The 25239-nt window shown below is 70.3% G+C and carries 25 protein-coding genes; 10 read left to right on the top strand and 15 right to left on the bottom strand.

Annotated features, from left to right (window positions below; genetic code table 11):
• The first annotated feature begins 319 nt into the window (after positions 1 to 319).
• The gene (locus tag K244_RS0115890; RefSeq protein ID WP_020187271.1) at positions 320 to 2290 is read left to right on the top strand and encodes a protein meaA; all 1971 of its coding nucleotides are present in this window, start codon (positions 320 to 322) and stop codon (positions 2288 to 2290) included.
• A 165-nt stretch (positions 2291 to 2455) separates the two neighbouring features.
• Here the strand turns inward: K244_RS0115890 and K244_RS0115885 are convergent, their stop codons facing one another.
• The 4 genes from K244_RS0115885 to K244_RS0115870 form a co-directional block, all read right to left on the bottom strand.
• Entirely contained in the window at positions 2456 to 2791 is a 336-nt protein-coding gene (locus K244_RS0115885) for an acyl-CoA thioesterase (protein WP_245259823.1), read from the bottom strand.
• A 119-nt stretch (positions 2792 to 2910) separates the two neighbouring features.
• Positions 2911 to 3513 carry a Smr/MutS family protein gene (locus tag K244_RS0115880; RefSeq protein ID WP_020187269.1) on the bottom strand — a complete coding sequence of 201 codons (603 nt, stop codon included), beginning with the start codon at positions 3511 to 3513 and terminating at the stop codon, positions 2911 to 2913.
• Positions 3510 to 4685 (bottom strand): MltA domain-containing protein, encoded by a 1176-nt coding sequence (locus K244_RS0115875; protein ID WP_036306913.1) that lies wholly within the window; start codon positions 4683 to 4685, stop codon positions 3510 to 3512. Before K244_RS0115875 ends, K244_RS0115880 begins: the two co-directional genes overlap by 4 nt.
• Positions 4686 to 4703: 18 nt before the next feature.
• Positions 4704 to 5429 (bottom strand): Tim44/TimA family putative adaptor protein, encoded by a 726-nt coding sequence (locus tag K244_RS0115870; protein WP_020187267.1) that lies wholly within the window; start codon positions 5427 to 5429, stop codon positions 4704 to 4706.
• 247 nt (positions 5430 to 5676) lie between these two features.
• Here K244_RS0115870 and K244_RS0115865 point away from each other — a divergent pair, with 247 nt between their 5' ends.
• From K244_RS0115865 to lptE, 4 genes are all read left to right on the top strand, one after another.
• Positions 5677 to 6129, top strand: a complete 453-nt coding sequence (locus K244_RS0115865; protein ID WP_020187266.1) for an FxsA family protein — start codon at positions 5677 to 5679, stop codon at positions 6127 to 6129.
• 130 nt (positions 6130 to 6259) lie between these two features.
• The gene (gene secB, locus K244_RS0115860) at positions 6260 to 6739 is read left to right on the top strand and encodes a protein-export chaperone SecB (protein WP_020187265.1); all 480 of its coding nucleotides are present in this window, start codon (positions 6260 to 6262) and stop codon (positions 6737 to 6739) included.
• Between the two features lie 288 nt (positions 6740 to 7027).
• Positions 7028 to 9652, top strand: coding sequence for a leucine--tRNA ligase (gene leuS / locus K244_RS0115855; protein WP_020187264.1), 2625 nt, complete (start codon positions 7028 to 7030; stop codon positions 9650 to 9652).
• The gene (lptE, locus tag K244_RS0115850; protein ID WP_020187263.1) at positions 9639 to 10202 is read left to right on the top strand and encodes an LPS assembly lipoprotein LptE; all 564 of its coding nucleotides are present in this window, start codon (positions 9639 to 9641) and stop codon (positions 10200 to 10202) included. Before leuS ends, lptE begins: the two co-directional genes overlap by 14 nt.
• A gap of 176 nt (positions 10203 to 10378) precedes the next feature.
• On the opposite strand, the gene K244_RS0115845 is transcribed toward lptE, so the two are convergent.
• The 5 genes from K244_RS0115845 to def form a co-directional block, all read right to left on the bottom strand.
• Entirely contained in the window at positions 10379 to 11080 is a 702-nt protein-coding gene (locus K244_RS0115845) for an orotate phosphoribosyltransferase (RefSeq protein WP_020187262.1), read from the bottom strand.
• A gap of 111 nt (positions 11081 to 11191) precedes the next feature.
• Entirely contained in the window at positions 11192 to 11521 is a 330-nt protein-coding gene (locus K244_RS0115840) for an antibiotic biosynthesis monooxygenase (RefSeq protein WP_020187261.1), read from the bottom strand.
• 35 nt (positions 11522 to 11556) lie between these two features.
• Positions 11557 to 12309: a tRNA pseudouridine(38-40) synthase TruA gene (truA, locus tag K244_RS0115835; protein ID WP_020187260.1), complete on the bottom strand. Its 753-nt coding sequence runs from the start codon at positions 12307 to 12309 to the stop codon at positions 11557 to 11559.
• A gap of 1 nt (position 12310) precedes the next feature.
• Positions 12311 to 13243, bottom strand: coding sequence for a methionyl-tRNA formyltransferase (fmt, locus tag K244_RS0115830; protein ID WP_020187259.1), 933 nt, complete (start codon positions 13241 to 13243; stop codon positions 12311 to 12313).
• A gap of 23 nt (positions 13244 to 13266) precedes the next feature.
• Positions 13267 to 13839: a peptide deformylase gene (gene def / locus K244_RS0115825; RefSeq protein WP_020187258.1), complete on the bottom strand. Its 573-nt coding sequence runs from the start codon at positions 13837 to 13839 to the stop codon at positions 13267 to 13269.
• Positions 13840 to 13972: 133 nt separating this feature from the next.
• On the opposite strand from def, the gene rmuC reads away from it, so the two are divergent.
• The gene (gene rmuC / locus K244_RS0115820) at positions 13973 to 15148 is read left to right on the top strand and encodes a DNA recombination protein RmuC (RefSeq protein ID WP_020187257.1); all 1176 of its coding nucleotides are present in this window, start codon (positions 13973 to 13975) and stop codon (positions 15146 to 15148) included.
• Positions 15149 to 15423: 275 nt separating this feature from the next.
• Here rmuC and K244_RS0115815 read toward each other — a convergent pair whose 3' ends face one another.
• Positions 15424 to 16527, bottom strand: coding sequence for a response regulator (locus K244_RS0115815; protein WP_020187256.1), 1104 nt, complete (start codon positions 16525 to 16527; stop codon positions 15424 to 15426).
• 149 nt (positions 16528 to 16676) lie between these two features.
• Here K244_RS0115815 and K244_RS0115810 point away from each other — a divergent pair, with 149 nt between their 5' ends.
• Positions 16677 to 17612 carry an AEC family transporter gene (locus tag K244_RS0115810; protein WP_020187255.1) on the top strand — a complete coding sequence of 312 codons (936 nt, stop codon included), beginning with the start codon at positions 16677 to 16679 and terminating at the stop codon, positions 17610 to 17612.
• Positions 17613 to 17616: 4 nt separating this feature from the next.
• On the opposite strand, the gene K244_RS0115805 is transcribed toward K244_RS0115810, so the two are convergent.
• From K244_RS0115805 to hemE, 5 genes are all read right to left on the bottom strand, one after another.
• The gene (locus tag K244_RS0115805) at positions 17617 to 18225 is read right to left on the bottom strand and encodes a TPM domain-containing protein (RefSeq protein WP_020187254.1); all 609 of its coding nucleotides are present in this window, start codon (positions 18223 to 18225) and stop codon (positions 17617 to 17619) included.
• 20 nt (positions 18226 to 18245) lie between these two features.
• Positions 18246 to 19013 carry a TPM domain-containing protein gene (locus K244_RS0115800; protein ID WP_020187253.1) on the bottom strand — a complete coding sequence of 256 codons (768 nt, stop codon included), beginning with the start codon at positions 19011 to 19013 and terminating at the stop codon, positions 18246 to 18248.
• A gap of 97 nt (positions 19014 to 19110) precedes the next feature.
• Positions 19111 to 20376, bottom strand: coding sequence for a transcription termination factor Rho (gene rho / locus K244_RS0115795; protein ID WP_020187252.1), 1266 nt, complete (start codon positions 20374 to 20376; stop codon positions 19111 to 19113).
• A 287-nt stretch (positions 20377 to 20663) separates the two neighbouring features.
• Positions 20664 to 21092, bottom strand: coding sequence for a protoporphyrinogen oxidase HemJ (gene hemJ, locus K244_RS0115790; protein WP_020187251.1), 429 nt, complete (start codon positions 21090 to 21092; stop codon positions 20664 to 20666).
• A gap of 141 nt (positions 21093 to 21233) precedes the next feature.
• The gene (gene hemE, locus K244_RS0115785) at positions 21234 to 22274 is read right to left on the bottom strand and encodes a uroporphyrinogen decarboxylase (protein ID WP_024816543.1); all 1041 of its coding nucleotides are present in this window, start codon (positions 22272 to 22274) and stop codon (positions 21234 to 21236) included.
• A 429-nt stretch (positions 22275 to 22703) separates the two neighbouring features.
• Between hemE and K244_RS0115780 the strand changes: the two genes are divergently transcribed.
• The 3 genes from K244_RS0115780 (at position 22704) to K244_RS0115770 (ending at position 25230) form a co-directional block, all read left to right on the top strand.
• The gene (locus tag K244_RS0115780) at positions 22704 to 23570 is read left to right on the top strand and encodes a pyruvate, water dikinase regulatory protein (protein ID WP_020187249.1); all 867 of its coding nucleotides are present in this window, start codon (positions 22704 to 22706) and stop codon (positions 23568 to 23570) included.
• 203 nt (positions 23571 to 23773) lie between these two features.
• The gene (locus K244_RS0115775; RefSeq protein ID WP_020187248.1) at positions 23774 to 24394 is read left to right on the top strand and encodes a Maf family protein; all 621 of its coding nucleotides are present in this window, start codon (positions 23774 to 23776) and stop codon (positions 24392 to 24394) included.
• Entirely contained in the window at positions 24391 to 25230 is an 840-nt protein-coding gene (locus K244_RS0115770) for a shikimate dehydrogenase (RefSeq protein ID WP_020187247.1), read from the top strand. The genes K244_RS0115775 and K244_RS0115770 overlap by 4 nt, the downstream gene beginning before the upstream one ends.
• Positions 25231 to 25239: the final 9 nt, after the last annotated feature.

The following is a 25239-nucleotide window of genomic DNA, read 5'->3' as shown; positions in this document are numbered from 1 at the left end:
CTTCTTCAAAAGGACCCGGGTAAGGGTTGCGCTGGCGCTCGCGGCCCTTCCGCTGGGCATGGCGACCGCCAAAGTTTCGAGCGCCGTCGCCGAACACTATCAGCTCGGACTTGTGGAGGGCTTACTTGCCAGCGGCGCGATCGGGGTCACATGTGGGCTCGCGGCGATCGGCTTCAGTTACGTCGTCTTGATCCGTCGGGACGATCCATCCTGCGGGTAGAGTTACTCAGACGATCGGCCCATTGCACCGCAGCACGCGGAAGCTAAACACTGTTTCGGGCGGAACGGCCGCCTGCGACGTGCGAGGCTGACTGATCCCATGGCGGACAAACCCTGGCTGATCCGGACCTACGCGGGCCATTCCACGCCCGCGGAGTCCAACCGGCTCTACAAGTCCAACCTCGCTAAGGGCCAGACCGGCCTCTCCGTCGCTTTCGACCTGCCGACCCAGACCGGCTACGACCCGGACCACATCCTCTCGCGCGGCGAGGTCGGCAAGGTCGGCGTGCCGGTCTCCCATCTTGGCGACATGCGGGCGCTGTTCGACGGCATCCCGCTCGCCCAGATGAACACCTCGATGACGATCAACGCGACGGCGGCGTGGCTACTTGCGCTTTACGTCGCACAGGCCGAGGAGCAGGGCGCCGACCGCGCCGCGCTGAACGGCACGACGCAGAACGACATCATCAAGGAGTACCTGTCGCGTGGGACCTACGTGTTCCCGCCGGCCCCGTCGCTTCGGCTGATCCGCGACGTCATCACCTTCACCACCGCGGCGATGCCGAAGTGGAACCCGATGAACGTCTGCTCCTACCACCTGCAGGAAGCAGGCGCGACGCCGGTGCAGGAGCTCGCCTACGCGCTCGCGACCGGCATCGCCGTCCTGGACGAGGTCAAGGCGACCGACCCGAGCGAGGAGGTCTTCGCCCAGACCGTGCAGCGCATCTCGTTCTTCGTGAACGCCGGGATGAAGTTCATCACCGAGATCGCGAAGATGCGCGCGTTCGTCGACCTGTGGGACGAGATCACCCGTGACCGCTACGGCGTGACCGACGCCAAGAGCCGCCGCTTCCGCTACGGCGTGCAGGTCAACTCGCTCGGCCTGACCGAGCCGCAGCCCGAGAACAACGTCTACCGCATTTTGATCCAGACGCTCGCCGTCACGCTGTCGAAGGACGCCCGCGCCCGCGCCGTGCAGTTGCCCGCGTGGAACGAAGCGCTTGGCCTGCCGCGGCCTTGGGACCAGCAATGGTCCCTGCGCGCGCAGCAGATCCTGGCCTATGAGACCGACATCCTGGAATACGCCGACATCTTCAACGGCTCCGAAGTGATGAACGCCAAGGTCGAGGCGTTGAAGGACGAAGCCCGCGCCGAGCTTGCGCGCATCGACGAGATGGGCGGGGCGATCGCCGCCGTGCAGTCGGGCTACATGAAGGGCCGGCTGGTCGAATCCAACGCCCGTCGCCTCGCGGCGATCGAGAGCGGGGAGCAGGTGGTCGTCGGCGTGAACCGCTGGAAGGAGACGGAGCCTTCGCCGCTGTCGACCGGCGCCGGCTCGATCCAGGTTGTGCCCGAAAGCGTCGGCCAGGAGGCGATCGAGCGCCTCGAGGCTTGGCGCGCCCAGCGCGACGCCAAGGCCGTCGAGGCGGCGCTCGCCGAGGTCGCCGCCGCCGCGAAGGAGGACCGGAACATCATGGAGCCGTCGATCGCCGCCGCGAAGGCCGGCGTCACCACCGGCGAGTGGGGCCAGACCCTCCGCGACATCTTCGGCGAGTTCCGGGCTCCGACGGGCGTCGGACGCGCCGTGCGCGCGGACGCCGGCGGCGCCGAGATCGAAGAGGTGCGCGCCCAGGTCGAGGCCGCCTCGGGCCGCCTGGGCCGCCGGCTGAAGCTGCTCGTGGGCAAGCCCGGCCTCGATGGGCACTCGAATGGGGCGGAGCAGATCGCCGTCCGCGCCCGCGACTGCGGCTTCGAGGTCGTCTACGAGGGCATCCGATTGACGCCCTCGGAGATCGTCAACGCCGCGCTCGAAGAGGGCGTCCACGTGGTTGGGCTGTCGATCCTGTCCGGCTCCCACGTGCCCCTGGTGCGCGACGTGATCGAACGCATGCGCAAGGTCGGCCTCGACGACGTGCCGCTGATCGTCGGCGGCATCATCCCGCCCGAGGACGAGCTTCAGCTCAAGGCCATGGGCGTGGCCGAGGTCTACACCCCGAAGAACTTCGACCTGACCAGGATCATGGCGGACATCGTCCGGATCGCCGAAATCGCCCACAAGGAAGCGGCGTAATGCGCCGGGCCCTTCACCCTCAGCGCCAGTCTTTGTCCCGGCCTTGAGCCGGGACCCCGAATCCCGACGTTCGGCGCCCACCCGCGCGCGGGCCGCGCATACTTCCAACGGAGGTTGGCGTGTCCGGGTCCCGGCTCAAGGGCGGGACATGAGGTGGGCGCTGCCTCAACTCACGGGCAGCGGCCGCGGCTTCCGGTCCTCGTCGATCGCCACGAAGGTGAAGGTCGCCTCGGTCACGCGACGCATCTCGTCCTCGTCGCGTTTGCGGCGCCAGGCTTCGATGCGAATGCGGATCGACGTCCGGCCGCGCTTCACCACCGTGCCGTAGAAGCTGACTTCGTCGCCTACGAGCACCGGGCTGAGGAAGGTCATCTGGTCGACGGCGATCGTCGCGCAGCGGCCGCGGGCGATGCGGGCCGCGACGTTGCCCGCGGCGAAGTCCATCTGCGCCATCAGCCAGCCGCCGAAGATGTCGCCTGCGGGGTTGGTGTCCGCGGGCATGGCGATGGTGCGGATGACCGGATCCGTGCTCGGCAATCTCTCGGAGTCCATCGCCGCCCCCGCTGGCCATATTCGACTTTCGTCTGATTACAGCATCGAGGCCCGCGCGCCGAGCGGTTTCAGCGCCAGACGCCGCCGCGCCGGATGCGCACATAGAGCGCGCCCGATCCGCCATGATGGATCTGCGCGGTCTCGAAGCCCACCACCAACCCGCGCGCGGCGGGCGAGGACAGCCAGATCGGCACCGACCGACGCAGCACGCCCCGCTCGGGTCCGAACAGGTCGCCTTCGGCCGGGCCCGCCCGACCCTTTCCGGTGATGACCAGCACCACCTTGAAGCCCGAGGCCTGGGCGCCCACGAGGAAGGCGCCCAGCCGCCGGTGGGCCTCGTCCTGCCGGAGGCCGTGCAGATCGATGCGCGCGTCGACCGAGACGACGCCGCGGGAAATCCGCCGCCGAAGCTTGGGCTCGAGCGGCGCCAGCGGCGGCGGGGCGGGAATGTGGGGCCTTGGAATGGACGGCGGCGGCGTCGTCTTGGCGCGCTTCGGCATCTTGCCCGGAGGCGGCGGCGGTCCCGGAGGCGGCGGCTCGACGGGCGGAGGCGCGGCCTGGGGCTCCTCCGGCTTGCGGGGGCCGAGCGGCGTCACGCTTTCGACGACCTTGCTCCAGAGCTCGCGTTCCGACGACGAGAGCGTCCGCTTGCGGCGGCCGGTCACCGTCACGGCCGCGGCTCCGCGTCCGGCAGCGCGGCGGCGTCGGCCTTCGGCAACAGCACCACGAAGTCGGTCTGCTCCCGCATGCCGCCCGCGACCTTGCCGGCCTCATTTCCTGAGCCGGCGAAATAGTCCCCGCGGGCTTGGCCGAGGATGGCGGAGCCGGTGTCCTGCGCGATGACGAGACGCTTGAGCGCGGCGCCGCCGACCGTGGTCGGCAATCGGCCCTCGATCCAGACGGGTATGCCGTAGGACCAGCGCGTCCGGTCGACGGCGAGGCTCCGCCCGGCCTTCAGCGGCACGGCCTGCGCGCCCCGAGGACCGTCGTCCGGCGTCAGGCTCTCGTCGATCCGGAAGAAGATGTAGGAGGCGTTCTCGCGCATGATCGCGCGGCCCTCCGCCGGACGGGCGCCGAGCCAGGCCCGCAGCGCCTGCATCGAGGCGACGTCCTTCGCCATTTCGCCGCGCTGGACCAGCAGGCGTCCGATCGGCGTGAAGGGCCGCCCGTTGCGGCCGTCGTAGGCGATCCGGATCACCCGGCCATCGGGAAGGCGCACACGGGTCGAGCCCTGCACATGCACGAAGAAGGCGTCGATCCGCGTCAGCCAGACCAGCGGCTTCGACCTCGCGCCCAGCGCGCCGTCCTCGATCTCTGCGCGAGTTGGATAGGGCGCGTGGCCGTCGGCGGTCTTGCGCGCCGCCGTCAGCGCGTCAGCCACGCCCTCGGGTCGCGCGGCCCCGTCGGCGAGGTCGACGAGGTCGTCGGGCCGGGCGAGCAGCGGCGTGTCGTAGGTCGCGTCAGGCGCAACGCGGCCGTCGACCTCGGGCTCGTAATAGCCGGTGAGGATGCCGCGTCCCGCCAGGACCGGCGTGAAGCGCTCCTCGAAGAAGCTGCGGGCGGCCGCGCCGTCCTCGACGGACGTCTCGAGAGCCGCGCGGCAGGTCGTCTGCAGCGCCTGCGACGGCGGCAGCGCCGCGCGCAACGGCGGCAGGCGATCGACGATCGCGCGGCACGAGAGCAGGAAGGCGTCGAAGGCGGCGAGGTGGTCGTCGGCGGCCCAGCCGTCCAGCGCGGCGTAGGAGACGGGCGCAAGCGGCGCGTCAGCCGCCCGCGTCGCGTAGGGAAGAAGGATCGCTCCGAGAAGACCTGCGGCGAGCGCCGCCGCGGCGCGCGCAGCCATCGTCATGGTCCTTCGGCGTCAGACCGCTTCGGTCGAGATCAGGCGCCAGTTCGGGTCGCGGGCGTTCAGCTCGCGCGCGAAGGTCCAGACGTCGACGAGGTCCGCGATCTCGGTCGGGCTGCCGTCGATCACGGCGCCGTTCTTGTCGCGGGTGGCGCTGATGATCTGCGAGACGAAGCGCACGGTGAGCTGCGCGGTCTTGCCCACGATCTCGACCTCCGTGAGCTCCGCCTTGTCGATCGCGACGAAGCGGGACTCCACGGTCTCGCCCCGGCTCTCGCGCTCGGCGATCGCGGCGCTGAAGCCTTCAAACACCTCCTTCGCGAGGAGGGGCTTCAGCGTCTTGCGGTCGCCGGCGGCGAAAGCGCCGACGATCATCTCATAGGCCGCGCGGGCGCCGCCGATGAAGCCGCGAGCGTCAAAGCCGTTCTCGGCCGCGGCGATCTCGTCGAGGCCGAGCGCGACCGGGCTTCCGGGCGCGGCGATCCCCTTCCAGCGCTCGCCGGCAGGTTCGTCGTCCAGCGGGCCGTGCTCCGGGCGCGAGCCGTCGGAGGCGCGCGTCGGGAGAGGAACGACCTTGTCGTTCGCAGGCGTCGGCTCCGGCCCGGCGGGCGGCGCGCGGAACGCGTCGTTCGGACGCCGCTCGTTGCCCGTGCGCGTGCCCAGCACCGACCGCAGCCGGATGAAGATGAACACGGCCAGCACGAGGATGATGATCGTGTAGATGTCGAAGCCGTCGCTCATCGGGTCTCGCAATCGTGTGGCCGGAGCGCGCCCCGCGCCGCTGAGGGCCGCGCACGCTCCGATGTATATGTGCCGTCCGGCCCCGTCGATCCAGTCGCGGCGCCGTTACGCGTCGTCGCGGGCCGGCTCCCGGCGTCGTGACCGGCGGCGTCAGGCGCCATACCCCTTGCGGAACTTGGCGGAACGGCGCGTCGTTCCCACATGAGGCGCGCCGGCTTCTCGGCGCAAGGACCTTCACGGACACGTCATGCCACGGCTGCTCACTCTCTTCCTGGCCCTGCCGATCCTCGAGATCGTCGCCTTCGCCCTCGTCGCGGCGATCATCGGCGTCGGCAAGGCCATTTTGCTGCAAGTGGCGATCTCGGCCATCGGCATCGCCATGCTCGGCTCATTGGTGACCGAGGCCAAGACGGAGGCGCGCCGCCGCGGCGGGCTGGTGTCCTTCGCGATGGACGGCTCCAAGGGCCTGCGGGGCTTGGCGGGTCTCCTGTTCGCCATTCCGGGCTTCATCACCGACGTGATCGGCGTTCTGGCGCTCGTGCCGGAGTTCCGGACGCGCATCCGGCGCTTCCTCGGCTGGGCCGAGGTCGCGCCTGCGACGGTCCATCCCCAGACCGCGCGCCCGGCGCGGAAGGAGATGCTGGATCTCGACCAGGCCGAGTGGCGCGAAGTCGAGCCCGCGCGCCGTCCCGAGCGTTGATCATCCTCGCCCGAGCGTAGCCATGGTCGGCTTGCGGGCGCGCGCGGGGGCGTGGTAACCCGCGGGCCGCCGATCGCGGCTTCGTCGCGCGCGCGGCCGATCCGTCCTCCGACGCCGAAAGTCGACAAAAATGGCAAACACCCACGGCGCTTCCGAGTCCGCCGCGCCCGCGATCAACGTCCTCGCCCAGTATGCGAAGGACCTCTCGTTCGAAAACCCGAACGCCCCACGCTCGCTGGCGCCGCGCCAGACCTCGCCGAACATCGAGATCAAGGTCAACGTCAACGCCCGCAAGGTGGGCGAGACGGACTTCGAAGTCGAGCTGGCGATCGAGGGACAGGCTAAGGACGGCGACTCGCTGCTGTTCCGCGTCGACCTGTCCTACGGCGGCGTGTTCCGCGTCGTGAACATTCCGGAGGAGCAGCTCCACCCGGTCGTCATGATCGAGTGCCCGCGCCTGCTGTTCCCCTTCGCGCGCCAGATCGTCGCCGAGGCGGTGCGGAACGGCGGCTTCCCGCCGCTGATGATCGACCCGGTCGACTTCGCGGCGCTCTACCGCGCCCGCGCCGAAGAGGCCCTCGCCCAGCAGACGACCGGCGCGCCGAACTGAGGCCTGCCCGCTCAGGTTCGTGTCCCGGCCTCGAGCCGGGACCCAGATCCTCAGTCGACGACAAAAGGGCGTGACGGCGCGCCATGGCTAATATTGAGTAAAGCGGCGTTTCTGGCCCTGGCTCATGGCCGGGACACGCGCGTCGCGTTTCCACGCGTCCTCTTGAGGGACCTCGCTCCTCTCCAAGCCCTTGCTTCGGTTGACCCCTGTCGGCGTTCGGGCGAATGTCCGCGCGCTTCGGCGCCCGCGCCGCATTCCCTTTGACCTGAAGTCTGGCGTACCCATCCCATGACGACCGAGCGCTACAACGCGCGAGAGGCCGAGCCCCGCTGGCAGGCGAGCTGGAACGAGCGCAAGCTGTTCGAGACCGACGCTGGGGATGCGCGGCCGAACTACTATGTCCTCGAGATGTTCCCCTATCCCTCGGGGCGCATCCACATGGGGCATGTGCGCAACTACGCGATGGGCGACGTCGTCGCGCGCTACAAGCGCGCCAAGGGTTTCGCGGTGATGCACCCGATGGGCTGGGACGCCTTCGGCCTGCCGGCCGAGAACGCCGCCATCGAGAAAAAAGTCCATCCCAAAGCCTGGACCTACGACAACATCGCGACCATGCGCGACCAGCTCAAGGCGATCGGCCTGTCGCTGGACTGGAGCCGCGAGATCGCGACCTGCGATCCCGAGTACTACGCCCAGCAGCAGAAGCTGTTCCTGGACTTCCTGAAGGCCGGCCTCGCCTACCGCCGCCAGTCCAAGGTGAACTGGGACCCGGTCGACAACACCGTGCTCGCCAACGAGCAGGTGATCGACGGCCGCGGCTGGCGTTCGGGCGCACTGGTGGAGCAGCGCGAGCTGACCCAGTGGTTCCTGAAGATCACCGACTTCTCCGAGGACCTGCTGTCGGCTCTCGACGGGCTGACGCGCTGGCCGGAGAAGGTCCGGACCATGCAGAAGAATTGGATCGGCCGCTCGGAAGGGCTGCTGGTGCGCTGGCCGCTCGCGGACGCTCCCGGCGCCAACGCGCCGGCCGGCGAGGTCGAGGTCTACACCACCCGCCCCGACACGCTGTTCGGCGCGAGCTTCCTGGCGCTCTCGGCGGACCACCCCATCGCCAAGGCCTTGGCCGAGGGAAACCCGGCGCTGTCCGCCTTCCTCGACGACTGCCGCCGCGCGGGCACCAGCGTCGCGGCGCTCGAGACCGCCGAGAAGAAGGGTTTTGACACGGGACTCAAGGCGAAGCACCCGTTCGATCCGTCCTGGGAGCTGCCGGTCTACGTCGCGAACTTCGTGCTGATGGACTACGGCACGGGCGCCATCTTCGGCTGCCCGGCGCACGACCAGCGCGACCTCGATTTCGCGCGCGCCTACGGACTGCCGGTGACGCCGGTCGTCGAGCCCGAGGGCGTGGACCCCGCCTCGGTCACGATCGACACCGTGGCCTATGACGGCGACGGGGTGATGATCAACTCCCGCTTCCTCGACGGCCTGAGCCCGTCCGACGCGTTCCGGGAGGTTGCGCGCCGGCTGGAGGCCGCGGAGCTGAACGGCCGGCCCGTCGCCGTCCGCAAGGTCAACTGGCGCCTGCGCGACTGGGGGATCTCCCGCCAGCGCTACTGGGGCTGCCCGATCCCGGTGATCCACTGCAAGGCCTGCGGCGTCGTTCCCGTGCCGGACGACCAGCTGCCGGTGCGCCTGCCCGACGACGTGACCTTCGACCAGCCGGGCAACCCGCTCGACCGTCACGACGCCTGGCGCAACGTGGCCTGCCCGCAATGCGGCGGCCCGGCGCGGCGCGAGACCGACACCATGGACACCTTCGTTGACTCGTCCTGGTACTACGCCCGCTTCACGTCCCCCCGCGCCGCCTCGCCCACCGTGAAGGCGACGGCCGACCGCTGGCTGCCGGTCGACCAGTACATCGGCGGCGTGGAGCACGCGATCCTGCACCTGCTGTACTCGCGCTTCTTCACCCGCGCGATGAAGGCCACCGGGCATGTCGGCCTCGACGAGCCCTTCGCCGGCCTGTTCACGCAGGGCATGGTGGTCCACGAGACCTACAAGGACGCCGGCGGCCAATGGGTCGCGCCGGCGGAGATCCGGATCGCGGAGGAGGGCGGCGCGCGCCGCGCCACGCGTCTCGACGACGGCGCTCCGATCGAGATCGGCTCGATCGAGAAGATGTCGAAGTCGAAGAAGAACGTCGTCGACCCCAACGACATCCTCGGGACCTACGGCGCGGACACCGCCCGCTGGTTCATGCTGTCCGACAGCCCGCCCGAGCGCGACGTGATCTGGACCGAGTCCGGCGTCGAAGGCGCCAGCCGTTTCGTGCAGCGCGTGTGGCGGCTGGTGAACGACGCGGCTGCGAAGGGCGCCTCAGCTGGCGCGGCGGCGCCTGCCAGCGTCGGCCCCGCCGCCGAGAGCCTGCGCCGCGCGGCCCACGGCGCGCTCGCCCGCGTCGAGGACGACATCGAGCGCCTGCGCTTCAACCGCTGCGTCGCGGCCTCCTACGAGCTCGCCAACGCGCTCGGACAGGCGCTGCAGGCGGAGGCGGCGCCCGCAGACGACATGGCCTTCGCGCTGCGCGAGGCGGCCGAAATCCTTGTGCAGATCCTCGCGCCCTTCATGCCGCATCTGGCTGAGGAGTCGTGGTCGGCGCTCGGACATGCCACTCTCGTCGCCGAGACGCCCTGGCCGAAGGCCGACCCCGTGCTGCTCGCCTCCGACGTCGTGACCCTGCCGGTGCAGGTGAACGGCAAGAAGCGGGACGAGATCACGGTCGCTCGCGACGCCGACGCCAAGGCGATCGAAGCGCTCGTGCGCGAGTTGGACGTCGTCCAGAAGGCGATCGGCGACAAGCCGATCCGAAAGATCATCGTCGTGCCGCAGAGGATCGTGAATGTCGTCGTCTGACATCGAGTTCCGGCCCGCGCGCCGCGCCGTTCTCCGCGCCGGCGTTGCGGCCGGCCTGTCGCTGACGCTGGCGGGCTGCTTCCGCCCGCTCTACAGCGAGCAGAGCTACGCGACCGGGCCCTCCGCCAAGGGCGAGGTTCCGGTGCTCACGAACCTGCGCCGCATCGACGTGCGCCCGATCGAGGGCCGCATCGGCAACACGCTGCGCAACGAGCTGATCTTCCAGCTGCGCGGCGGCGGGGCGGCGGACGCCACCGCCTACCGGCTCGACATCTCGATCGCGAACCGGGCGCAGTCGCCGATCGTGGACCCGTTCACCGGCCAGCCCGAGACACGCTCGGTGTCGCTGAGCGTCGACTACGCGCTGAAGCCTGCGGGCCAGATCGATCCGGTGATCTCGGGCCAGGAGTTCGCCTCGGCGTCGTACTCGTACACGCTGCAGCGCTTCGCCGACATTCGCGCCGAGCGCGACGCCCAGAACCGCGCCGCGGTCCAGATCGCCGGCAAGCTGCGCAATCGTCTGCAGGGCTATTTCGCCACCGGGCGATAAACGGAGGCCAGCTTTGCGCAGAGGTGCGGGCCGCCCTCTCCGTCGTCCTCCGGCTTGACCGGAGGACCATCCCAGACGTCGAGCGCTTCGTCGCAAGTGGATGGTCCGGTCAAGCCGGACCATGACGACGCTTGATGTCCCATCGGTCCGGCGACCGCCGGACCCCGATGGCGATCTCAATCCCCGAAGCTCGCCTTGCCGCCGTGGGCGGCGGACCAGGCGGCGGGCGCGTTGAGGAAGGCCTCGACGTCCGCGAGCTTGCCGGCGTCGAGCTTGCCGTCCTCCTTCGCGACCGCCAGCACGTCCCAGAACGTCGCGAGCTCGTGCAGCTTCACGCCGATGCGGTCCATGGTCTCGCGGCTCTGCGGGAAGATGCCGTAGTGGAACAGCACGAAGGCGTGCTCCACCACCTGCCCCGCCTCGCGCAGCGCCTCGCAGAAGGCGACCTTGGAGCCGCCGTCGGTCGTCAGGTCCTCGATCAGGATGGTGCGGTGGCCTTCGGTGACCGCGCCCTCGATGCGGGCGTTGCGGCCAAAACCCTTCGGCTTCTTTCGCACGTAGAGCATCGGCAGCATCAGCCGCTCGGCGATCCAGGCCGCAAAGGGAATGCCGGCGGTCTCGCCGCCCGCCACCGCGTCGAGGCTCTCGTAGCCGACCTCGCGCAGGATCGTCGCGGCGGCGTCGTCCATCAGCTGGGCCCGCAGGCGCGGGTAGGAGATGAGTTTGCGGCAGTCGGTGTAGACCGGGCTCGCCCAGCCAGAGGTGAAGATGAACGGCTCTTCCGGGCGAATGTGGATCGCGCCCACCTCGAGCATCATGCGCGCGACGCGGCGGCCCACGGCGTCGCGGGAGGAGAGGGCGGGGGCGATCTCGGTCATGGCTGTCTCCAACGGCGCGGCCATTCCGCGGGCCGCGGTCGGAGCGCAGCGTTAGCCCATGCGGCGGCGGACGTCACGATCTCCGACGCCGCACGGCGGGTTTTCCAACCCTCAGGCGGCTGCGGCCGGCGCCTTCTCCAGCAGCACGGCCTCGAAGCCCTCGAACTGCGGGTGGCCGGCGTACATCGGCTTGTTCTGGCCGGCGTTGCGGTGGGCGGCGCGGAACGCCTCCGACTTCGTCCAGGCCTCGAAGGCGGCGCGCGAGCTCCAGATCGTGTGCGAGGCGTAGAGCACGGTCTCCTCGTCCGCCGGGCCCTTCAGCAGGCTGAACTCCACGAAGCCGGGGACTTCGGCGAGATGACGGTCGCGCTCGCGCCACACGGTCTCGAAGGCCTCGGCCTCGGCGGCGAACACCTTGAAGCGGTTCATGGCGACGAACATCGGCGGCTCCCTGAAAGCGGACACGTCGGGCAGGTCTAGCGCGCCGTCTCGGGGTAGTCGACCTGCGTCAGCGTGAGCCCTTCCGGCGGCGCCACGGGGCCGCAGGCCGCGCGGTCGGCCTTCTCGAGGGCCTGCGCGAGATCGTCCGCGATCCAGCGGCCGATCCCGACCTCCACCAGCGAGCCCGCCATGGAGCGCACCTGGTTGTGCAGGAATGAGCGCGCGTCGGTGCGGATCAGGACCGCCTGTCCCTCGCGCGCCACGTCGAGCCGGTCGAGCGTGCGCAAGGGGCTCGTCGCCTGGCAGTGGGCGGAGCGGAAGGTGGTGAAATCGTGCCGGCCGAGCAGGCGCTTGGCGGCCGCGTCCATCGCCGCGACGTCGAGCGGCTTCGGCACGCGCCAAGCCCGGCCGGCGTCCAGCGCCAGCGGCGGCCGGCGGTCGACGACGCGGTAGACGTAGTGCCGACGGACGGCCGAGAACCGCGCGTCGAAGGCGTCGGACACCCGCTCCGCCTCCAGCACGGCGACGGGCAGCGGGCGGAGATGGGCGTTGACCGCGTCGCGCACCGTGTCGGTCCGCCACTCACGGGCGAGGTCCACATGGGCGACCTGGCCGCTGGCGTGCACGCCGGCGTCGGTGCGCCCAGCGCCCTTCACCACCACCGCCTCATTGGCGAAGGCTCGAAAGGCGTCTTCGAGCGCGCCCTGCACGGAGGCGCCATTGGCCTGCCGCTGCCAGCCGGCGAAGGGCGCGCCGTCATACTCCACCAGAAGCCGGAAACGGGCCATGTCAGAGCAGGCGGGCGCCCGGCGTGAGCCGCGCGCCGTTGAGGAAGGCGCCCGCGTCCACCGGCCCCTTGCCGGCGCGCTGCAGCGTCAGCAGGCGGACGGCGCCGTCGCCGCAGCCGACCGTCAGCCGGTCGTCGAGCAGCTCGCCAGGGGCGCCGGAGCCGTCCACGCGGGTGGAGCGCAGCGCCTTGACCCGTTCGGGGCCGCGCGCGCCCTCGATCTCGAACCAAGCGCCGGGAAACGGCGACAGCCCGCGGATGTGGTCGTGAACGGCCTGCGCGGGCTTCGCCCAGTCGATCCGCGATTCAGCCTTTTCGATCTTGGCGGCGTAGGTGACGCCCTCGCTGGCCTGCGCCCGGAACTGGAGGCCGCCGCGCCCGAGCGCCGCGACCGCGCGGCCCATGAGGTCGGCGCCGAGGCGCGAAAGCCGGTCGTGCAGTTCGCCGGCGGTCTCGTCCGCGCCGATCGCAAGCCGCTCCGCCATGCCGACGGGGCCGGTGTCGAGGCCCTCCTCCATGCGCATGGCCATCACCCCAGTCTCGGCGTCGCCGGCCATGATCGCGCGCTGGATGGGGGCCGCGCCGCGCCAGCGCGGCAGCAGCGAGGCATGGCAGTTGAGGCAGCCGAGCTCAGGGGCCTCGAGCGCGGCCCTGGGCAGGATCAGCCCGTAGGCGACGACGACCGCGAGGTCCGCGCCGTGCTCCGCAAAGCGGGCGATCGTTTCGTCGTCGCGGAAGCTGCGCGGCGTCTCGACGGGAATTCCAAAACTGTCCGCCAGGCGGTGCACCGGGCTCCTGGTCAGCTCCATGCCGCGGCCTGCGGGCTTCGGCGCGCGGGTGTAGACCGCCGCGACCTCGTGGCCCTGGCCGACGAGCTCCGACAGCACGGGCGCCGCGAAGTCCGGCGTGCCCATGAAGACGAGGCGAAGGGTCATGGATAGGGCGCGGACGAGGCCGCTCAGGCCTCGACCGTCTCCGGCGCGGCGCGGTCGCGCTTGTCGCGGCGGGGGAACGACGGCAGCTCGCCCACGGCGCGCGCCTTCTCGAACTTCTTCATCACCCGGTCCCGCTTGAGCCGCGAGATGTGGTCGATGAACAGCACGCCGTTGAGATGATCGATCTCGTGCTGGATGCAGACCGCGAGCAGGCCGTCGGCCTCGATCTCCTTCGGGGCGCCGGTCTCGTCGAGGTAGCGCACGGTGACCTGCGCCGGCCGCTCGACCTCCTCGTAGTAGTCTGGGATCGACAGGCAGCCCTCGTCGTAGACCTGCCGCTCGTCGGACGACTTGACGATCTCGGGGTTGATCAGCGTCAGCGGCTGCGGGGCCTCGTCCTTGCCGGCGAGGTCGATCGTCACCACGCGCTTCGCGACGCCGATCTGGATCGCCGCGAGCCCGATGCCGGCGGCGTCGTACATCGTCTCGTACATGGTCGCGACGAGCGCCTTGACCTCGTCGTCGACGCGTTCGACCGGCGCGCTGACGAGCCGCAGCTTGGAATCGGGAAGATAGACGAGAGGCGAGGCGGCCATGGCGCAGTTTCGACAGCTCTTAAAGACCCAAGGGAGGCTCCGGCGATAAGCCCTTGCCGCAAGGGCGTCAACATGTTCTTTATTTGTTCGCGTTACTGCAGCCGTATCTTGCGTGTTCGAGGCGATTGTCGCGATGTCCGAAACTCTCCTTGTCGTCGGCGGTCATGCCCTCAGCCTCGGCGAAACGCTGGCGGGGCTCGGCGCGGCTGTGCTCGGCGCGCTGCTCATCGTCATCGTCGCGCTGTTCCGTTCGGCCTCGATCCAGCACAACGCGAGCGCCGAGGCCGCATGGCGGGCGCGGGAGGCGGAGGCCCGGCTTGCCGGGCTCGAGCGCCAGCAGTCCGAAGCAAGCGGCCGGCTGCAGGCCTTCGCGTCCGCGCTCGGCGCGCGGCAGGCCGATCTCGCGCGCGGGGTCGCGGAACGGCTCGACGCGGTCGGGGCCCGCGTCGGCGACGGGCTGGCCGCGAGCGGGCAGGCGACCTCCGAGCAGTTGTCGCGACTGGAGGCCCGGCTCGCGGTGATCGACGCCGCCGGCGCCCAGATCGGCGCGCTCGCGGGCCAAGTGACGGACTTGAAGGCCATCCTGTCGAACAAGCCCGCCCGCGGCGCCTTCGGGCAGGGCCGCATGGAGGCGATCCTCAAGGACGCCCTGCCGCCCTCGGCCTACGCCTTCCAGGCGCGGCTCTCCACCGGCGTACGTCCCGACGCGCTGATCCGCCTGCCCGGCGACCCGCGCGGCCTCGCGGTCGACGCCAAGTTCCCGCTGGAAGGGTTCGAGCGCCTGCGCACGGCTGAGACCCCCGAGGCCGTGAAGGCGGCGGAAGCGCGGGTGCGCGCCGACGTCGGCCGGCACATCGCGGACGTCGGCGACAAGTACCTGCTGGCCGGCGAGACCCAGGACGTGGCGCTGCTGTTCGTGCCCTCCGAGCAGATTCACGCCGAGCTCGCCGAGCGGTTCGAGGACGTGACCGCGCGCGCCTACCGGGCGCGGGTGCTGATCGTCTCGCCCTCGCTGCTGATGCTCGCCGTGCAGGTGGTGCAGGGCCTCACCCGCGACGCCGCGATGCGCGAGCAGGCGCATGTGCTGCAGGCGGAGGTCGGCCGGCTGATGGAGGACGTCCGCCGCATCGGCGAGCGGGTGGAGAAGCTCAAGAGCCACTTCGGGCAGGCCACCGCCGACCTCGACCAGATCGCGATCTCGGCCGAGAAGATCGGCCGCCGCGGAGCCCGCATCGAGCAGATGGAGCTCGGGCCCATGGCCGAGCCCGAAGCCCTGCCGAACCCGCTGCGCCGGGACGCGGCGGAGTAGGGACGTCAGATCACTCCGGCGACGACCCTCGGGCGGCTTGAGGATGACTTGAGGATAGGGCGCGGGCGTCCCTCCCCGAGAGGGAGGGTGGACGGGCGAAGCCCGGCCGGGTGGGTGTGCGCCGGATAAAGCTCGGTCGGTTGACTTGGTGTCTGCGCCCAAGGTCCCCACCCGACCGGGCTTCGCCGAGGCCACCCTCCCCACGCCTCCGGCGCGAGGAGGGATCCCCGCGTTTCCTGCATGAATCGAAGACGGCCCCGAAAGGGGCCTGGCCCTCAACCCTCAGCCTGCTCGGCCCCCGCTCCGATCGCGCTCCAGAGATCGCCGACCGAGATCGGCTTGGTGACGACGTCGTCGACCCCCGCCGCTCGGAACGCCGCGATCTCCTCCGCGAAGGCGCGGGCTGTGACGCCGACGATGCGGATGTGGCCGAGCGGCGCAGGCAGAGCGCGGATTGTGCGCGTGGCGTCGAGCCCGTCCATCTTGGGCATGGTCGCGTCCATCAGCACCAGGTCGTAGCGGCCGGTCGCGACCGCCGCGACCGCGGCCTCCCCATCCGGCGCGATGTCGAAGACGAGGCCGAAATGCTCGAGCAGAGTGCCCAGCACGCGCTGGTTCACCGCGTTGTCCTCGGCCACCAGCACCCGCCGGAGCCCGCAGAGCGGCGGCGGAGCTGGCGTCACGCGATCGAGCCGCGCGGTGGCGATCACCTCGGCGCCGCCCTCGGGCCGGTTCGCCGCCGCCGCGCCGCCGCCCATGTCGCGCGCCAGCGTCGCCACCAGCGACAGACCGAGGCCGGCGCCTCCCGGCGCCCCTTCGCCCTGGACAAATGGCTCGAACAGCCGCTCGGGACGCTGGCCGAGGCCGGGGCCGGTGTCGCGCACCACGATGCGGAGCGTCACCGAGGCCTCGTCTTCGGCCGCCCATTCCAGCGCGAGCTCGATGCGCCCGCGGTCGGTCACCCGCAGCGCATTGTCGGCGAGGTTTTCGACGATCTGCCGCAGCGCGCCTTCGTCGGCGAGGGCGCTCTCCGGCAGGCGCGGGTCCAGCGTCGCGGCGAAAGCGAGGCCCTTCAGGGCCGCCCGGGCGCTGAGCGCCGGCGCGACGCGGGCGAGAAACACCGCAAAGTCGAGCTCCCGCCGAGGCTGCGGCGCGCTTGCGCCGAGCAGCGTGCTGGCGACGCCGAACAGATGCTCGGCCGCCGTCTTCAGGGCTGCGGCGTGGCCGCGGGCCGCCTCCGACAGATCCTCGGCCAGCAGCAAGTCCGCCAACGCCAGGATGCCGCCGAGCGGCGTGCGGATCTCGTGGGCGGCCACGGCGATGCGGCGGTCGGCGCTGGGCGCCAGGTCGTCGTCGACGTGGCTCGCGGTCGCGATCATGCGGCGGGCGGCTCCGGTTTGCGTCTGTCCGAGGGCGGGTCTTCGCTGGACCGTGGCGCCCTCGAGCTTAAAGATGGGCTAAACCGATTGCGGAAACCTGCGCTCCTCGCGCGCTATCCCCACCTTCCGCTTTCCGATCCCGAGCCGCCATGTCCAACCTCATCGCCATCGTCCTGCCGACCTTCGGCTTGATCGGACTCGGCTTTTTCGCGGGCAAGCTGAAGCTTCTCGGCGACCGCGCCGGCGACGGACTGTCGGACTATGTGTTTCTGATCGCCGTGCCGGCGCTGATTTTCCGGACGCTTGCGACCGGCGCGGACGCCGACGCCAACCCTTGGGGCTACTGGGTCGCCTATTTCGGCGGCGTCGCGGTGGTCTGGACTGTCGGCATGTGGCTGGCGATCCGGGTGTTCAAGCGCGACCGCCGCGAGGCCGCGATCCACGGCTTCGCCTGCGGCCAGTCGAACACCGTGCTCGTCGGCGTGCCGCTGATCCTGCAGGCCTACGGCGACGCGGGCGCGGTGCCGCTGTTCCTGTTGCTGGCGATCCACCTTCCGATCATGATGTCGGTGGCGGCGCTGCTGATCGAATCCTCCGGGGCGGCGGGCCGCCCGCTCGAGGTCGCGTGGCGGCTGGCGAAGACCATCGTCACCCATCCGATCATCCTGGCTCTCGCCGTCGGCGTCGCCGCGAAGAGCGCCGGCGTGGCCCCGACGGGGGCCGCGAAATCGATCGTCGACCAGCTCGCGGCGACCGCCAGCCCCTGCGCGCTCGTCTCCATGGGCCTCGCGCTGAAGCGCTACGGGATCCTGAGCGACCGCGTCCCGGTGCTGACCATCACCGCGCTCAAGCTGATCGTTCATCCCTTTTTGGTGTGGGTCCTCGCGTTCTACGTGCTGCCGGTGCCGCCCGTGTGGGGCGGCGTGGCCGTGCTGTTCGCCGCCATGCCGAGCGGCATCAACGCCTACCTCGTCGCGGCCCGCTACAAGACCGGCGAAACGACGTCGTCCGCCGCCATCGCGGTCTCGACCGCGCTGTCGGTCGTCACGGTCTCGGGCTGGCTCTGGGTGCTGGGCGTGGTGTGAGGCGTCAGCGCACGATCGGCGCGTTCGGGAGCTCGTTCCCGAGGCCGGGCTCCGGCGGCAGGGCCTGCGCCAGCGCGGCGCCGCAGGTCTCCACCGCCTGCACGAGCCCGTCGACCAGGCGGCCCGCGCGCGCGGCGGAGACGACCATCTCCACCTCCTCCGCCCAGGTCTCCGGCGCGATCGCCGCATGGACGCCTTCGTCCGCCACGATCTCGACGCGCCTGTCCGCGACCGCGACGTGGATCATCACGCCCGTCCGCTCCTTGGTCCGCGCGAGGCCGAGATCGTCGAAGGCCCGCAGGGCCGCCTGATGGGCGGCGTGCGAGGGCAGCCGGCCCACGCCGAGCGCGCGCCGCACCCGCGACGAAGCCGCGAGGGCGGCCAGCCCCGCAAACAGCGCGGCCTGCGCGATCACCACGCCTTCGAGCCGAAGCCCGGTCCAGGACAGCAGACCGCCGACGGCGATCGCAAGGAAACCCGCTGCGACGAGCGCAACGGTGGCGTCGCCCTCCTCGCAGGGATCGGTCTCCACCACCACGACGATCTCCGCCGAGGTCCGGGCCTCGGCGGCGGCGACGGCCGCAGCGATGCGCGCCCGGTCATCGGCGGTCAAGGCCGGGCAGCTTGCAGCCGTCACCATCCGCCCGAGGCCCCGCCGCCGCCGGAGGACCCGCCGCCCCCGCCCGAAAAACCGCCTCCGCCGGCGGACCAGCCTCCGCCACCCCCGCCGAAGCCGGGGCCGCCGATGATCCAGGGACTCGACCGGCGTCGCGAAACGCCGCCAGAGCGCAGGCTGCGGATGAAGCTGTAAAGGAAGAGCAGCAGGAACAGCCCCATGACGATCAGCACGATCGGCGGCGGCTCCTCGTCCCGCTGGGCGGCGGCGCGCGCCTTGTACTCGTCGGCCTGCCCCGAAAACACCGCCATGACGTCGTCGGCGCCGCGCGCGATCCCGCCGCTGAAATCGCCGGCGCGGAACCGCGGCAGGATGGCGTTCTCGATGATCAGCCGGGACACGGCGTCCGTGAGGTCGCCTTCAAGCCCGTAGCCGACCTCGATGCGCACCTTGCGCTCGGTCGGCGCGACGAGGAGCAGCGCGCCGTCGTCGCGGGTCGCGTCCCCCAACTTCCAGGCGCGGAACAGACGGTTGCCGAAGTCCTCGACCGAGGTTCCCTGCAGCGAGGGCACGGTCGCGACCGCAAGCTGCCGGCCGGTGCGCTCCTGGAAGCTCTTCAGCTTCGCGACGAGCGCGCTCTCGTCGGCCGGAGGGATCACCCCCGCCTGGTCGACGACGTAGTTCGTGAAGGAGGGAAAGCTGAGCTCGGCCCGGGCGGGCGCGGCGACGACGAGCGCGACCACGATCGCGCCGAAGAGCCGTGAAAGGGAGCGGACCGCCGTCATGGCCGCATTGGGAGCACGGAGACGGCCGGCTCGGCAAGCGGGAACGACGCCCGAGCGCGCGGCCTCGGTTGCTGCGCGCAGGCGCCGCGACCCCGGATCAGGTGTTCATCGAGTCGAAGAAGTCGCCGTTGGTCTTGGTGGAGCGCAGCTTGTCCAGCAGGAACTCCATCGCGTCGACGGTGCCCATCGGGTTCAGGATGCGGCGAAGCACATACATCTTCTTGAGGGTATCGGCCGGAACGATGAGCTCTTCCTTGCGCGTGCCCGAGCGGGTGATGTCCATCGCCGGGAAGGTGCGCTTGTCCGAAACCTTGCGGTCCAGGATGATCTCGGAGTTGCCGGTGCCCTTGAACTCCTCGAAGATCACCTCGTCCATGCGGCTGCCGGTGTCGATCAGCGCCGAGGCGATGATGGTCAGCGAGCCGCCTTCCTCGATGTTGCGCGCCGCGCCGAAGAAGCGCTTGGGGCGCTGCAGCGCGTTGGCGTCGACGCCGCCGGTCAGCACCTTGCCGGACGAGGGCACCACGGTGTTGTAGGCCCGGCCGAGGCGGGTGATCGAATCCAGCAGGATCACGACGTCGCGTCCGTGTTCGACAAGGCGCTTGGCCTTCTCGATCACCATCTCCGCGACCTGCACGTGGCGCTGGGCCGGCTCGTCGAAGGTGGAGGAGATCACCTCGCCCTTCACCGAGCGCTGCATGTCGGTGACCTCTTCCGGCCGCTCGTCGATCAGCAGCACGATGAGGTAGCACTCGGGATGGTTGGCGGCGATCGCGGTCGCGATGTTCTGCATCATGACCGTCTTGCCGGTGCGCGGCGGGGCCACGATCAGCGCGCGCTGGCCCTTGCCGAGCGGCGCGACGATGTCGATCACGCGGGTCGACATGTCCTTCTTGGTCGGATTGTCGATCTCCATCTTCAGCCGCTCGTCCGGGTAGAGCGGCGTCAGATTGTCGAAGTGGACCTTGTGCCGGACCTTCTCCGGGTCGTCGAAGTTGATGGTGTTGACCTTGAGCAGCGCGAAGTAGCGCTCGCCGTCCTTCGGGCTGCGGATCTGGCCTTCGACCGTGTCGCCCGTGCGAAGCGAGAAGCGGCGGATCTGGGAGGGCGAGATGTAGATGTCGTCCGGGCCGGGCAGGTAGTTGGCGTCCGGCGAGCGCAGGAAGCCGAAGCCGTCCTGCAGCACCTCCACCACGCCGACGCCGATGATGTCGGTCTCGCGCGCGGCAAGCTGCTTCAGGATGGCGAACAGCAGCTCCTGCTTGCGCAGCGTGCTGGCGTTCTCGACCTCGAGCTCCTCCGCCTGGACGAGAATTTCGGTCGGCGACTTGGCCTTGAGATCGGAAAGCCTGACTTCGGGCATCGTGAGCCTTTGGGGAGATGGAGTCCGCTTGGAAAGCTGTGCGGAGAAGCGACCGGACGAAGGAGATGATGAGGCTGGCGGCGCTCAGGACAGGCGCGCGACAGCGGCTCGGTCCTGTTGAAGGCGCCTAACGTCGCAAAGCGGATCGGGCGATCCGCGTGCCAGTGTCGATTCAGCCGTTGTCCAGGCCGAACGCGAGGGCGCTACGAAGGGAATACCCATTCATAGCTTATTCGCGCGACGGCCTGCAAGTCTCCGCGGCTCGGTTTTTTGACGATCGCCCGCACTCAGAACGGCTTTACGATCACGAGGGCGACAATGACGAGCATCAACACCGTCGGCGCTTCGTTGGCGATCCGGTAGAAGCGCTGGGATCGGGTGTTCCGGTCCGCCGCGAAATCCTTGGTCCAGCGGCCCAGAACGCCGGTGAAGCCCGACAGCGCCACGACGAACAGCAGCTTGGCGTGGAGCCAGCCGGACGCGCCCCAGCCGCCCTGCCAGATCAGGATCAGGCCGGCGATCCAGGCGACGCCCATGGCGGGCTTGGCGATCGCGTTCAACAGCCGCCGCTCCATGACCTTGAAGGTCTCCGAGGTCTCGGAGCCGACGGTCGCGGCGGCGTGGTAGACGAACAGCCGCGGCAGGTAGAGCAGCGCCGCCATCCACGAAATGATGGCGACGACATGCAGCGCCTTGATCCACGCGTAGAGATCCATCGCGAAAGTCCTTGCCGTAGCTCCCGGCGGCGACGGGAGCCTAGATCGTAATAGGATGACGGCACGGACGCGACGCGTGAGCCAATCGCGCTCCGCTGCGACGACGATCCCGGATCGCGCTCTGTCCGTCCAGGACGCCCCTCAGCCCGCCCGCCGCACCCGCGCAACCATCCGGGCGACATGCTCGGGCGGCGTCTCCTGACGTACGCCGTGGCCGAGGTTTACGATCAGCGGCCGATCGCCGAGGTCGGCCAGCACGCCGTCGACGGCCGCGTCCAGGGCAGCGCCTCCGACCGTCAGCGCGATCGGATCGACGTTGCCCTGCAGCGCCACGTGCGCGGGAACGGCCTCGCGGGCGGCGCGGCGGTCCTCGGCGGTGGCGAGCCCGATCGCGTCGGCGGGCACCGCTTCGGCAAAGGCCTTCAGCTTCGCGCCGGCGCCCCGGGGAAACGCGAGAATCTTCGCGCCCGGCCGCCTCGCCCGCACCCTGGCGCAGATCGCCGCGATGGGCGACGCGGACCAGGTCATGAACTCGGCCGGCGGCAGGTCGCCGCTCCAGCTGTCGAAGATCTGCACCGCGTCCGCGCCGGCCTCGAGCTGCGCCAGGAGATGCGCCGCGGAGGCGTCCACCAGCAGGTCAATCAGCGCCTGGAAGGCCGCGGGGTCGCTATAGGCGAGCTTGCGGGCGGGCGCCTGCTCCTCGCCGCCGCGGCCGCCGACCATGTAGGTCGCGACCGTGTAGGGCGCGCCGCAGAACCCGATCAACGCCTTCGACGGATCAAGCTCGGCGCGCACACGCGCCACGGTCTCGTAGACCGGCGCGAGCATCCCGAGGTCGATCTCGGGTTTCAGCGCCGCAAACTCCGCTCGGTTCGCCAGCGGATCGAGCCGCGGACCCTCGCCTTCGACGAACCGCACATCCTGGCCGAGCGCGTGCGGCACGACGAGGATGTCGGAGAACAGGATGGCGGCGTCGAGATCGAAGCGTCGGATCGGCTGCAGCGTCACCTCGGTCGCAAGGTCCGGCGTGTAGCAGAGATCGAGGAAGCCGCCGGCCTGGGCGCGCAGCGCGCGATACTCCGGGAGGTAGCGTCCCGCCTGGCGCATCAGCCAGACCGGAGGGACCGTCTGCGTCTCTCCGGAGAGCGCCTTCAGGAAGCGTGAGCCGCTCGCCTCAGGGATAGGAGTCGCGAGGTTGTTCGCAGGACTTACCAACGGCGGAGGCCCTCTCTTAGAATCTGGAGTTGAGTCTTCTGTTTCTTTTTCTAGGGGGGCGGATTACAGCCGTTCCTCGCCCTCCACAAGGCGTCCACACCTTGGCCGGCGTTAACCATTTTTTAAGACCTGTGGCGAAACCATGAGTCTCAAGGCGTTAACGGGTTCTTCACCTTTTCGGACGCGGACCCATGGATCGTTATCCCGTCGCGCGGCGGTGTTGATGATTATCGGGGGCTCGGCGACAGTGTCGGACGCAGGGGCGGGGCGAGGCTAATTCGTCCACAGTCGTCCACCGGGTCGTCGACCGGTCGTCCCGGGATTCCGACGCCCGGATCGACCGCGCTAAACGCCGCCATCCGGTCGCGGTTCCACCGCTAGAGGCTCTCAGCTTTCATGTCGCCGGACCGCCACTCCTTCCACGTCCACCTCGTCTCCGACGCCACCGGCGAGACGCTTGTCGCGGTGGCGCGCGCCGCCGCCTCCCAGTATGCCGCGGCGTCGTCGATCGAGCATGTCTATCCGCTCGTGCGATCGGCCCGGCAGCTCGAACGGGTGCTCGACGAAATCGCCGACGAGCCCGGGATCGTGCTCTACACGCTGGTGGACGAGGACCTGATCGGGAAGCTCGAAAGCCGCTGCCGCGACCTCGGCTGTCCCTGCCTGTCGGTGCTGGAGCCGGTGTTCACGCTGCTGCGGTCCTATCTCGGGACCGAGCAGAACAAGCAGCCGGGCGCCCAGCACGTGCTGAACGCCGACTATTTCAAGCGCATCGACGCCCTTAACTACACCATGGCCCACGACGACGGGCAGTACGCTGACGACCTCGCCGCGGCCGACGTGGTGCTGCTGGGGGTCAGCCGCACGTCGAAGACGCCGACCTCGATCTATCTGGCGAACCGGGGGGTGAAGACCGCGAACATTCCGCTCATTCCCGACCTTCCCCCGCCGCACGGGCTCGAGAAGCTCAAAGGCCCCTTGATCGTGGGCCTGGTCGCGTCGCCCGAGCGCATCGTCGCGATCCGGCACAATCGCGTGCTGGGGCTCGAAGGCGCCATGCCCGGCCGGCTGCAGGACGGGGCCTATGTGGACCCGGATCTGGTGGCCGCGGAGATCACGGCGTCGCGTCGGTTCTGCGCCCGGCACGGCTGGCCGACGATCGACGTCACGCGCCGTTCGATCGAGGAGACGGCCGCCGGCGTCATCGCCATGCTGAACGAGCACCGCGCCAAGCGCTTGGCCGCCGTGATCGCGACGACGTAGGATCGGGCCAACGTTGGCGGCTGCGGTTTGGCTGTTTGGCCGCCAATGCGTGTTTCGCGACGCCCGCCAAACAGCGGGCTCCTCGGCATGAGTCTGGCTTCCATGAGAGTGGACCTCTCGCGATAGCGAGGCGTCTCGAAGCACGCACTGGCCCGGCCGTAACTTGCCCATCGTCCCGACAGGCCCTCAGCTCGGATGTCCGCATGACCCACCCGCTCTGGCTTCCGTCCGCCCCGCTGGCGCTCGCCTCGAAGAGCGCGATCCGGGCCAAGGTCCTCACGGACGCGGGCCTGCCTGTAGAGGCGCTGCCGGCGGAGATCGACGAGCGCGAGGTCGAGGCCGGCCTGACGGGCGACGGCGCCACGCCGGCGAACGTGGCGGGCGCGCTTGCGGCGGCGAAGGCGGTCGACGTCTCGCTGCGGCTGCCGGGGCGCCTCGTGGTCGGGGCCGACCAGACGCTTGCGCTCGACGGCGAGCGCTTCACCAAGCCCGTCGACCGCGACGCGGGACGCCTCCAGCTGCAGCGGCTCTCGGGCCGCAGGCACACGCTGTCGTCGGGCGTCGCGCTCGCGCTCGACGGCGTCGCGCTCTGGACCGACGTCGCCGAGGCGCATCTCACCATGCGCCCGCTCTCCGACGCCTTCATCGAATCCTATCTCGACGCGGCCGGCGAAGGCGCGCGCCTGAGCGTCGGCGGCTACCAGTTCGAGGGCGTCGGGGCGCATCTGTTCGCGGCGGTCGACGGCGACTTCTTCACCATTCTGGGTCTGCCGCTTCTGCCGCTGCTCGCGGCCCTGCGCCGTGCGAAGGCGATTGCGGCGTGAGCGCTGCGCCGCGCGCCTGCGTGCTCGGATGGCCCGTCCGCCAGTCGCGCTCGCCGATGATCCACGGCCATTGGCTGAAGACCTACGGCCTGCCGGGCTCCTACGAGCACGCCGAAGTGGCGCCGGAGGATTTCAAAGCCTTCGTCCGCGCCTTCGTGGAGAACGGCTTCGTCGGCGGCAACGTGACGGCTCCTCACAAGGAGGCGGCCTTCGCGCTGCTCGACCATGCGGAGCCGAGCGCGGCTGCGCTCGGGGCGGCCAACACGCTGTGGCTTGCGGACGGTCGGCTTCACGGCGCGAACACCGACGGCTTCGGCTTCCTCGCCAATCTCGACGATCGCGCGCCGGGCTGGGAGGGTGAACGCAAGGTCGCGCTCGTGCTGGGCGCCGGAGGCGCGTCTCGGGCTGTGGCGCATGCTCTGGCCGGGCGCGGCTTCGAGCGGGTCGCCGTCGTGAACCGGACGGTGGAGCGGGCCGAGACGGTCGCTGCGCTCGCCGGCTCGGCGGGCGTCGCCTGCGGCTATGACGAGCTCTGGCGCTGGCTGGCGCTGGCCGACGTGGTGGTCAACGCGACCTCGCTCGGCATGGCGGGCAAGGGCGCGCTCGACGTCCATCTCGGCGAGATGCGGGACGAGGCCGTGGTGACCGATCTCATCTACGTGCCGTTGGAGACGCCGTTCCTCGCGGCGGCCAAGGCGCAGGGAAACCGCACCGTCGACGGCCTTGGCATGCTGCTGCACCAGGCGGTCCCGGGTTTCGAGCGCTGGTTCGGCGTCCGTCCCGAGGTGACTTCCGAACTGCGCGCGCTGGTGATCGACGATATCCTGGGCCGGTGATCTGACAGG

The sequence above is a fragment of the Methylopila sp. 73B genome (assembly GCF_000526315.1).
In the GTDB taxonomy this organism is placed as follows: domain Bacteria; phylum Pseudomonadota; class Alphaproteobacteria; order Rhizobiales; family Methylopilaceae; genus Methylopila.
The sequence above is the reverse complement of the archived record's forward strand: the minus strand, read 5'-3'. Positions and strand labels throughout refer to the sequence as shown.